This window comes from Gordonia sp. NPDC062954 (assembly GCF_044543825.1).
Lineage (GTDB): Bacteria > Actinomycetota > Actinomycetes > Mycobacteriales > Mycobacteriaceae > Gordonia > Gordonia tangerina.
This window is the reverse complement of sequence record NZ_JBITWL010000016.1, coordinates 117,046-126,596: the sequence shown is the minus strand read 5'-3', so window position 1 is coordinate 126,596 and position 9,551 is coordinate 117,046. Positions and strand designations below refer to the sequence as shown.

The 9,551-nt window shown below is 67.2% G+C and carries 9 protein-coding genes; 6 read left to right on the top strand and 3 right to left on the bottom strand.

The genetic code is table 11. The annotated features are described in order from the left end of the window. Nucleotides 1-243: 243 nt before the first annotated feature. The 3 genes from ACIGKQ_RS16120 to ACIGKQ_RS16110 all read right to left on the bottom strand — a co-directional run bounded on the left by ACIGKQ_RS16120 (nucleotide 244) and on the right by ACIGKQ_RS16110 (nucleotide 2,720). Nucleotides 244-783: a DUF2617 family protein gene (locus ACIGKQ_RS16120; RefSeq protein ID WP_396574441.1), complete on the bottom strand. Its 540-nt coding sequence runs from the start codon at nucleotides 781-783 to the stop codon at nucleotides 244-246. After that, nucleotides 780-1,412, bottom strand: a complete 633-nt coding sequence (locus ACIGKQ_RS16115) for a DUF4178 domain-containing protein (RefSeq protein WP_396574440.1) — start codon at nucleotides 1,410-1,412, stop codon at nucleotides 780-782. The genes ACIGKQ_RS16120 and ACIGKQ_RS16115 overlap by 4 nt, the downstream gene beginning before the upstream one ends. Nucleotides 1,413-1,538: 126 nt before the next feature. Further along, nucleotides 1,539-2,720, bottom strand: a complete 1,182-nt coding sequence (locus ACIGKQ_RS16110) for a nitrate ABC transporter substrate-binding protein (RefSeq protein WP_396574439.1) — start codon at nucleotides 2,718-2,720, stop codon at nucleotides 1,539-1,541. A gap of 297 nt (nucleotides 2,721-3,017) precedes the next feature. Here ACIGKQ_RS16110 and ACIGKQ_RS16105 point away from each other — a divergent pair, with 297 nt between their 5' ends. From ACIGKQ_RS16105 to ACIGKQ_RS16080, 6 genes are all read left to right on the top strand, one after another. Next, entirely contained in the window at nucleotides 3,018-3,797 is a 780-nt protein-coding gene (locus ACIGKQ_RS16105; protein WP_396574438.1) for an ABC transporter ATP-binding protein, read from the top strand. Then, nucleotides 3,794-4,708, top strand: coding sequence for an ABC transporter permease (locus ACIGKQ_RS16100; protein WP_396574437.1), 915 nt, complete (start codon nucleotides 3,794-3,796; stop codon nucleotides 4,706-4,708). The genes ACIGKQ_RS16105 and ACIGKQ_RS16100 overlap by 4 nt, the downstream gene beginning before the upstream one ends. Nucleotides 4,709-4,836: 128 nt before the next feature. Further along, nucleotides 4,837-5,868 carry an isopenicillin N synthase family dioxygenase gene (locus tag ACIGKQ_RS16095; RefSeq protein WP_396574436.1) on the top strand — a complete coding sequence of 344 codons (1,032 nt, stop codon included), beginning with the start codon at nucleotides 4,837-4,839 and terminating at the stop codon, nucleotides 5,866-5,868. 55 nt (nucleotides 5,869-5,923) lie between these two features. After that, nucleotides 5,924-6,601 carry a GntR family transcriptional regulator gene (locus tag ACIGKQ_RS16090; RefSeq protein ID WP_287015403.1) on the top strand — a complete coding sequence of 226 codons (678 nt, stop codon included), beginning with the start codon at nucleotides 5,924-5,926 and terminating at the stop codon, nucleotides 6,599-6,601. A 302-nt stretch (nucleotides 6,602-6,903) separates the two neighbouring features. Beyond that, the gene (gene groL, locus ACIGKQ_RS16085; protein WP_235723923.1) at nucleotides 6,904-8,529 is read left to right on the top strand and encodes a chaperonin GroEL; all 1,626 of its coding nucleotides are present in this window, start codon (nucleotides 6,904-6,906) and stop codon (nucleotides 8,527-8,529) included. A gap of 225 nt (nucleotides 8,530-8,754) precedes the next feature. Then, on the top strand, nucleotides 8,755-9,540 hold the full coding sequence (locus ACIGKQ_RS16080; RefSeq protein ID WP_396574435.1) for a glycoside hydrolase family 16 protein: 786 nt from the start codon (nucleotides 8,755-8,757) through the stop codon (nucleotides 9,538-9,540). The last annotated feature ends 11 nt before the right edge of the window (nucleotides 9,541-9,551 follow it).

The window sequence follows — 9,551 nt, the reverse complement described above, 5'->3', positions numbered from 1 at the left end:
GGGGGGGGGGCGGGCGGGGCGGGGGGGCGGGGGGGGGGGGGGGGGGGGGGGGGGGGGGGGGGGCGCGCCGCGGGGGGGGGGGGGGGGGGGGGGGGGCGGGGGGGGGGGGCGGGGGGGGGGGGGGGGGGGGGGCCGCGGGGGGGGGGGCCGCGGGGGGGGCCCCCCCCCCCCCGGGGGGTGGGGGCCCGCCAGGGGGTGGGGGCCCGCCAGGGGGTGGGTGTCCACCGGGCGGAGGAGGGTAGGTCATCGCGTGCCCCCGCCGTCCCGCAGTTCACCAGTGGTCGTGACCACTTCCGCCGTCTGCGGGTAGGTGTGCCAGGTCTGCCACCCGATGCTGTCGCCGCGGGTGGTGGCGATCGCCGCGGTCACCGCCATCGGCTGCCCGGGAAAGCGGCCCAGCAACGACGGCAAGCCCTGGGCGCGGTGATCGGCCGTGCGGTGATGAAGTTCGTCGACCAGAGCCGCCATCTGTTCGGCATCGCACTTGCGGACGGACGACGTGAACGTATAGGTGCCGTCGGCGACTGTGCCCGGAAGCGGTTCGTCGAGCCCGGGCAGGCACGCGACTGTCTCGCACATTCGGTGGTCACCGTCGTCGACGATGATCTGATGACTGGCGCCGAGGAGTCGCAACGACACGGTGCGGGAGCCGAATTGGTGGTCGCATCGGGCCAGCGGCGCTCGCGGATCGGCGGTGAGCGAGAAGGCGAGCTGCGCGGCGCTGGTGTCGGCGTAGGGCACGTCGAGCAGCACGTGGCCGCTCGTGAGTCCCGCGGCCGTCATGTGCCCGGCGCCGGATCGGTCGGGTAGATGCGGTACTCGCTGCGTGCGAGGACCTCACCGCGGGCGCTCTCCCAGCCGGAGCCGAAATCCTCGAAGGACAGGCGCTCGTCGCCGGCTTCGTAATCGTGGTAACGCATCGATCCGCGCTGGTTCAGGCCGGTGGTGCCGGTGGAGGAGAACTCGGCCGACCCTGCCTCGTCAGAGTGATAGCGCCGCCCGTCGAGTTCGAGCGCATCCGGTCCGGGGGTGAGGGTGACGCCGGTCAGTTCCTGCCACAGCACGACCTCGAGGTCGGGGTCGTCTTCGACGGAGAGCCATGCCTTACGGCCGGTCCCGGTGTCGAGGAAGTTCTCGGTCCACTCGAATCCGCTCTGCGACAACCGCAGCGTTCCGCGTACCGCGAACGTCTCACCCCGCAGTTCCACCAGGTCGCCGGGCTTGAGTTGCCGAGGATCGCCGCGGACCGCATCGTCGTCGGCGGTCGAGAACGGATCCTTGGGACCGTAGGCACGCTGCTTGAGGGCATCGGTCTCGGCCCGTCGTGCCTTGCGGCCGCCGAGGAAGTTGAACACCACGACCACCGCGATGATCAGGAGCAGGGCCACGATGATGATCAGCAAGAACTCCACGCGGCCGACCCTATCGTCCTCACGGCGAAACCGACATGCCGGACGTCGACGTCATGAATGACGGCAGACACCGACGACCACCCGCTGCATGCGGGTGGCCGCCGGAGCGGTGTGCTCAGTATGCGATCAGCGGACCTGATCGCTGATGAACTCCGTGGTGAACAGCTGATCGGCGGGCAGAGCTGTGGGCAGGCCGGCGCCGCTCTCGTTCAGGATCGGCGTGAGGTCGTCGATGATCGACTGGGCCTTGGCCGTGTCGTAGCTGCCCCACACACCGTCGGAGCCGGGTGCGATGACCGCCTTGTCCTTGAGCAGCGAAGCCGAGTACGCGGCTTCACCCTCGCTGTACGGGGTGAAGCCGACGTCCTGGGACACCCAGTCGACGATCGTCGCGTTGATCGCGTCCGGGGCGGCGACGTAGTCCTTGCCGGTCTGCTGGATCATCGGGACGATTTTCTGCAGGCACGGGGTGAGGCTGTCGAGCCTGTCGGCGCGCACCGACACGTTGGAGGCATATACGTCGTACCCGGCGTCCTTCACCATCGCGTAGGCGATCGGCTTGTCCCACGACGGCGTCTCGTGCTCGTAGGTGTAGGGCTCGGAGTTGGCGAAACCCTGCTGGGCGATGCTGGGATCGCCGACGAAGCGGGCCGGGGCGCCGTCGTAGCTGGTGTCGAGTTGGCTCTCCTTGAGCAGGCCCTTCGCGACGAGCCATTGCGGGAAGATCTGGTCCTTGCTGACCACCACGGTCTCGTCGGTCTCGCCGATGTCGGCGATCGTCTTCTGGTCCGGGTGGGTCTCCGGATCCCACATCAGGATCGACGGGTTGTACTGCAGCAGCGGCGTCACACCCACGACGCGCTGGTCCTTGGCCGCCGCGATCAACTGGTCGCCATGGACGAGGCCGAGGTCAATCGAGTCGTCGGCGTACATCGCCGACGGGACCGACTGGAAGCCGATGGCCGGACCGCCGGCGCGCAGGGTGATGTCGACGCCGGTGTCCTGTCCGTCGAAGGCCAGCGGGCCGGACACCGACTTCGTGTCGGTGTCCACCTGATAGCCGGGTCCGAGAAGCCCGATGACGCCCGCCATGTCGGACTGCGGCTGCCACTGCAGCTGCACCACGACGTTCTCGGGGCAGACCTCGGCGAGGTTGGTCTCCGTCGATGCCGGTGCCAAGCTGCCGGTCGAGGCGGAATCGGTGCCGTCGTCACTGCCGCAGCCGGCGAGCGCGGCGGCGCACAGGGCGGCGGTCGCCGCGGCGATGGCGCGAGTGCGGCGCGCGGCGAACAGATCACGTGTGGTCATGAGAACTCCTGAGGGCTGATGCCGAGAATGTCGCGTTCTGCGATCTACATGTAAAGCTAGGGGGAGGCCCACGTTCTCGCCAGTCGATGCATGTAGCTGAAAGCGGCTCTGGCGTGCTCCGAAAAGGCACGTAAGGCCAGCTGAACTGCTGAAAGTGCCTGAAAGAAGTTGGTGTGTAGGGACTGTTCGTCATGCGGTGTTTACATACGGATACCAGGGACGAAATACATGTAACGAATGATCAGACGTAGCAGATGGCTCACCATCTACATGTACTTCCGACCTAGGGATGAGGACATGACCCTCTTCGACACCATGAACGACGCGGATGCGCGGCACCTCACCAAGGGCGTCGTCATCTCGGCGTCCGGCGTGACCAAGCAGTTCGGCTCGGGCACCCGGGCGCTCGACGGGATCGACCTCGATATCGCCGACGGCGACTTCGTCGCGGTGGTGGGTCCCTCCGGGTGTGGCAAGTCGACACTGCTGAGGATGGCCGCCGGCCTCGAGCGCCCCACAGACGGCAGTGTCGCGCTCGCGACCGACTCGGTGGGCTTCATCTTTCAGGAACCCACCCTGTTGCCATGGCGGTCGGTGCGGGCAAACGTCGAACTCTGCGCCGAGATCGGCCGCCTCCCTCGCTCCGAGCGCCGCGCCCGCGCCCAACGCGCCATCGATGCGGTGGGCCTGCGCGGATTCGAAGCACAGTTGCCCCGGATGCTGTCGGGTGGTATGAAGATGCGGGTATCGCTGGCGCGCACACTCACCTCCGAGCCGAAGGTGATGTTGCTTGACGAGCCGTTCGGTGCGCTCGACGAGATGACCCGCCTGGACATGCAGACCGAACTGCAGCGGCTCTACGCCGAACGCAGGTTCACCGGCATGTTCATCACTCACTCGGTGTCGGAGGCGGTGTTCTTGGCCAACCGGGTCATCGTGATGTCGGCCCGACCCGGGCGCATCGTCGCCGACCTGCAAATCGACTTCCCCTATCCGGGAGATCCCGATCTGCGCTACGACGCCCACTTCGTCGAGTATGTCGCCGAGATCACCGAAACCCTGCGAGGTGCCCGATGACCACTACCATCTCCGCGACGCCCGCGAGTGGACCAATGGCCGGCACAACGGCTTCCGACACTTCGAGCTGCGTCACCACCTCCGCCGCACCGACGTCGTCGGGTCTGGACCGGGCATCGACGTCGGAGCGGAGTCGGCGCTGGATCAGATCGATTGTCCGCTACGGACTTCCACCGGCACTGTCGTTCGCGCTCGCGATCGGGCTGTGGTATTGCGTCAGCTATCTGATTCTCAGCCCGACACGCCGGTTCCTTCTGCCACCGCCGCATGAGGTGCTCACCAATTCGTTGCTCGACCCCGATCATGTAGGGCCGATGCTCGACGCGCTCTGGGTCACCGCGAAGGTCAGCGTCGTCGGATTCGTCTTCGCCGCTCTGATCGGGGTGGCCGTCGGGGTGGTGATGAGCCGAGGCTCCTTCTTCGAGCGTGCGATCTATCCGTGGGCCGTTGTGCTACAGGTCATCCCGGTGCTCGCGATCGTTCCGCTGATCGGACTGTGGTTCGGCTACGGGATGGTGGCGCGCACCATCGTGTGCGTGATCATCGCGATCTTTCCGATCATCGCCAACACCCATTTCGGCCTGATCTCGGTGGACAGGGGTTCGCATGAATTGTTCACGTTGTCGAAGGCGTCGACCGCACAACGGCTCGCGAAACTGGAGTTCCCGTCCGCCCTGCCGTCGATGATGACCGGTTTCCGCACGGCGTCGGGACTCGTCGTGGTCGGCGCGATCATCGGCGACATGTTCTTCGCGAAGGGGGAGCCGGGGATCGGCACCCTCCTCGACATCTACCGTGCGCGACTGCAGTCCGACGACCTCATCGCAGCCATCGTGCTCGCCTCGCTGTTCGGCATCGTCGTGTTCGGCATCTTCAGCGTGCTCAACGCGTTCGTCCATCGTCGGCGGTGACCCCGCTCCCGAGCGTCACGTCGGTCCCTGAGGAGCGAGCTTGCGAGCGTCCCGCTGGTCCCTGAGGAGTTAGGCGCTGGCCGAGCGTCACGAAGGGCCGCCAACCAACGAAAACCAAGGAGGAGACCATGTTCACCGTCCCCACCATCGACATCTCCAGCTACGTCGAACTCGCCGGCGCACCGGCCGACCGCGCCCGAGTCGCCCGCGAACTCGACGACGCCTGCAGCACAGTCGGGTTCGTACAGGTTGTCGGGCATGGCGTCGACGCCGCCACCATCGATGGTCTGACCGCGGCGCTCGACGAGTTCTACGCCCTGCCGCTGGAGGTGAAGAAGCGCTACACCCGGCCCGGCGAGAATCGCGGCTACAGTCCGCCCAAGAGTGAGTCGCTGAGCATGAGCCTCGGAGTCGCAGCGGCCAATCAGATGAACGATTTCTACGAGGCGTTCACCGTCGGTTCCGAGCGCGGATGGTATGCCGAGAAGGATCTACCCGCCTCGAGCTATGCGGTCAACACGTGGCCCGACGCAGCACCCGCTTTCCGGCTGGGCGTCGAGGCCTGGTTCAACGCGGCGCGCACGGTGTCACGCGTTCTGCTGACCGCCTGCACCGATGCGCTCGGGCTGCCGGAGGAGTACTTCGACGAGCTGACCGATCACTCCATCGACGCTCTCAAGATGAACAATTACACGCTGCCCGAAGGCGAAATCGAACTCGCCGGCGAACTCACCGGCATGGGGGCGCACACCGACTTCGGCATCCTGACCGTGCTGTGGGCCGATCAGGTACCCGGTCTCCAGGTTCTCGGCGCGGATGGCGACTGGCATGACGTGCAGCCCGCCGACGGCGCGCTGTTGGTGAACCTCGGCGACGCGATGGCCCGCTGGACCAACGACCGGTGGCGTTCGACGGTACATCGCGTCGACCCACCCGTCGTCGACGGCCGCATCATCCGTCGGCGGTCGGCGGCCTTCTTCTTCGACGGCAACCACGACGCGCTCATCGAGACGCTGCCAGGTTGTGCGAGCGCCGAGCGTCCCGGGTATCCGCCGATCACCGTCGCCGAGAACATCGACGCCAAACTCGCCGGGATGAAGTCGGGGGTGGCCCCGGAGTTCGCCGACCGCGAAGCGCAGCGCGTGATGGCCGCACGATGACCGGCATCCACCGCCGATCAGTCACAATCGACGCATCGACCACCACGGACAGAACATGAGCATCCCCGACAGCCTGCAGGCGCTGCGGTCACCCGGCGCCGACGGTGCGCTGTTGACGCAGGCAGTACTGCGCCAGCTGCGCGACGAGATCTTCTCCGGAACGTTGGAAGCGGGCACCTCCCTGTCGGTGCCCGGCCTCGCGGCTCGGCTGGAGGTGTCGCGGAGCCCCGTGCGTGAGGCGGTGCAACAACTCGTCGTCGACGGACTGGCGGTCTACACACCGCGCGCGGGGGCGAAGGTGGCCCACCTCGACGACGACATGCTGCGCCACGTCTTCCAGGTGCGCGAGGTGCTCGACGGTCTCGCAGCCCGGGAGGCGACCACCCGGGTGACCCTTGCCGACCTCGGTGAGCTGTGGGAACGGGTCCGCGAGCAGGAGTCCTATCTGCAGACCCCGGCCGATCATCGTCGCGATGCCGATCTGGACCTGGACTTCCACACCGCGGTGCGCGCCCACTCAGGTAACAAACCCTTGTGTGACGCCCTGTTCCGCCTAGACACACAGACACATCTGTATCGGTCGGACATGTGGAGCCACGACGTCAACCGGCGGCTCGCGGTGGCAGAGCACCGGCGCATCGTCGGCGCGCTGGAAGCGGGGGACGCCGACGAGGCGGAGCGCGCCGCCAAGGCGCATGCCGCCGGTGTGTTGGTCCGGTTGCTGCGCAAGTGAGCGGTGCCGCCCTGGTTCCGCGCACCCGTCGCGTTGGCGCGCATGTCGCGACGTGCGCGGCGTCGTGTCGACCGTGTGGTTGTCGCAGAAGGTCAGGGGCATCTCTGGCCGCTCGGCCCGAGAGGTCGCCGGCCTTGCACTCGCCCTGCCCGAGTGCTAAAACGGTCTTTGGCACTCGCAAGCAGTGAGTGCCAGGTCGGGACGGTGAGATCGGTTCCGAATGACACACCGGTCGTCCGTCGCGGGCACCGAGTCCGGCCATAGATACCTGGTGTCACCCCCTATCGGAGGATCACTTACCCATGGCCAAGCAAATCGCGTTCGACGAAGAGGCCCGCCGCGGTCTCGAGCGTGGCCTCAACAGCCTCGCCGACGCAGTCAAGGTGACGTTGGGCCCCAAGGGCCGCAACGTCGTCCTGGAGAAGAAGTGGGGCGCCCCCACCATCACCAACGACGGTGTGTCCATCGCCAAGGAGATCGAGCTCGAGGATCCCTACGAGAAGATCGGCGCCGAGCTCGTCAAGGAAGTCGCCAAGAAGACCGACGATGTCGCAGGCGACGGCACCACCACCGCCACCGTTCTCGCCCAGGCTCTCGTGCGTGAGGGCCTGCGCAACGTCGCTGCCGGCGCCAACCCGATGGGTCTGAAGCGCGGCATCGAGAAGGCCACCGAGGCCGTCACCGAGTCGCTGCTCAAGAGCGCCAAGGAGGTCGAGACCAAGGAGCAGATCGCTGCCACCGCGGGCATCTCGGCCGGCGACCCGTCCATCGGCGAGCTCATCGCCGAGGCAATGGACAAGGTCGGCAAGGAAGGCGTCATCACGGTCGAGGAGGCTCAGACCTTCGGCCTGCAGCTCGAGCTCACCGAGGGCATGCGCTTCGACAAGGGCTACATCTCGGGCTACTTCGTCACCGACGCCGATCGTCAGGAAGCGGTCCTCGAGGACCCGTACATCCTGCTCGTGTCGGGCAAGGTCTCGACCGTCAAGGATCTGCTGCCGCTGCTGGAGAAGGTCATCCAGGCCGGCAAGCCGCTGCTGATCATCGCCGAGGACGTCGAGGGCGAAGCCCTGTCGACCCTGGTCGTCAACAAGATCCGCGGCACCTTCAAGTCCGTCGCCGTCAAGGCTCCGGGCTTCGGTGACCGTCGCAAGGCCATGCTGGCCGACATCGCCATCCTCACCGGTGGCGAGGTCATCAGCGAAGAGGTCGGCCTCTCGCTGGAGAGCGCCGGCATCGAGCTGCTCGGCACCGCTCGCAAGGTCGTCGTGACCAAGGACGAGACCACCATCGTCGACGGGTCGGGCGATGCCGACGCGATCGCCGGTCGCGTGGCGCAGATCCGCAGCGAGATCGAGAACAGCGACTCCGACTACGACCGTGAGAAGCTGCAGGAGCGTCTGGCCAAGCTGGCCGGCGGTGTTGCGGTCATCAAGGCGGGCGCGGCCACCGAGGTCGAGCTCAAGGAGCGTAAGCACCGCATCGAGGACGCCGTGCGCAACGCGAAGGCTGCCGTCGAAGAGGGCATCGTCGCCGGCGGTGGCGTGGCCCTGCTGCAGTCCGAATCGGCCATCGAGGGCATCTCGCTCACCGGTGACGAGGCCACCGGCGCCAACATCGTCAAGGTTGCGCTGTCGGCCCCGGCCAAGCAGATCGCGATCAACGCGGGTCTCGAGCCCGGCGTCGTCGCCGACAAGATCCTCAACTCGCCGAAGGGCACCGGCCTCAACGCCGCCACCGGCGCGTACGAGGACCTGCTGGCCGCCGGCATCAACGACCCGGTGAAGGTCACCCGTTCGGCGCTGCAGAACGCAGCATCGATCGCGGCTCTGTTCCTCACCACCGAGGCCGTTGTCGCCGACAAGCCGGAGAAGAACCCGGCCCCGGCCATGCCGGGCGGCGACGAGATGGGCGGAATGGGCTTCTGAGTCCAGCTCTCGTTTCGTAGCGAACAACCGAAGGCCGGTCACCCGACAGGGTGGCCGGCCTTCGGCGTGCCCGGTTGGTCTGTCGATCATTCGGGCCGCCGTGGCGTCGAGTGCGGGGAGGTGCCGACCGTGACTCGGTGTGCCTGCCCCACAATCGGTCTCAACGATCGTTGGGTTTCGGCGGCGATGCCCCGCGGCGAAATCGGCCCTGCTACGTTCTCCGGTATGCCTAACCTAACTTCTCGTCTGCGGATTCGGGTCGCGGTCGGCGGTGCCGTTGCCCTCCTGTTCGCCTCGATGTGTGCGGCGGTGGGATCGGGGTCTGCCCACGCATTTCCGTTCACCGGGTCGCTCGGTGGTTCGGGTACCTGCACCACGACGGCCGCCCAGACCCAGGGGTGGGGCAGCCCGGATCACTCCGACGACTTCACCAGCGCTGCCTCGCTCGACAATTGGCACCGATATGAGGGTGCCGGTCATGCGGGTAATGGTCGGCGTACCCCGGATGCGGTGACGGTGTCCGACGGCGCACTGGTGATCAGCGCCGACCTCGCCGGCAACAGCGGTGGCGTCACCCCGCGCTGGGGTGGCCGGCTTCACGGCCGGTGGGAGATCTGCGCCCGGTCCACGGTGGCCTCCACGGCGTGGACGCCCAACGCACTGCTGTGGCCCGACGCGGAGGACTGGCCCGCAGGAGGGGAGGTCAACTTCATGGAGATCCCGTATCCGCTGCGTGACAGCGTGGACTACAACCTGCACTGGGGCAACAGTGACAACCTGGAACGGCACACGCGGTCGGTGGACGCCACCGCATGGCACAACTGGGCCGTCGAATGGACCCCGACCCACATCGCCGTGTTCCTCGACGGCGTCGAGTGGGCGCGAAGTTCCGACGTCAACCGCCTGCCACCGCGAGCCATGCACCTCGCACTCCAATTGGACAACTACGGCGGCGTCACCTTCCCGACCGGGTCGCTCTACGTGGACCGGGTCGCGGAGTACCCGTTGTAGTCTGCGCGTGT

What these genes read in the sequence shown, in the direction of transcription:
- ACIGKQ_RS16090 (WP_287015403.1), top strand. Translation starts at nt 5,924, where the DNA reads ATGAGCATCCCCGACAGCCTGCAGGCGCTGCGGTCACCCGGCGCCGAC.
- ACIGKQ_RS16095 (WP_396574436.1), top strand. Translation starts at nt 4,837, where the DNA reads ATGTTCACCGTCCCCACCATCGACATCTCCAGCTACGTCGAACTCGCC.
- groL (WP_235723923.1), top strand. Translation starts at nt 6,904, where the DNA reads ATGGCCAAGCAAATCGCGTTCGACGAAGAGGCCCGCCGCGGTCTCGAG.
- ACIGKQ_RS16105 (WP_396574438.1), top strand. Translation starts at nt 3,018, where the DNA reads ATGACCCTCTTCGACACCATGAACGACGCGGATGCGCGGCACCTCACC.
- ACIGKQ_RS16100 (WP_396574437.1), top strand. Translation starts at nt 3,794, where the DNA reads ATGACCACTACCATCTCCGCGACGCCCGCGAGTGGACCAATGGCCGGC.
- ACIGKQ_RS16110 (WP_396574439.1), bottom strand. Translation starts at nt 2,720, where the DNA reads ATGACCACACGTGATCTGTTCGCCGCGCGCCGCACTCGCGCCATCGCC.
- ACIGKQ_RS16120 (WP_396574441.1), bottom strand. Translation starts at nt 783, where the DNA reads ATGACGGCCGCGGGACTCACGAGCGGCCACGTGCTGCTCGACGTGCCC.
- ACIGKQ_RS16080 (WP_396574435.1), top strand. Translation starts at nt 8,755, where the DNA reads ATGCCTAACCTAACTTCTCGTCTGCGGATTCGGGTCGCGGTCGGCGGT.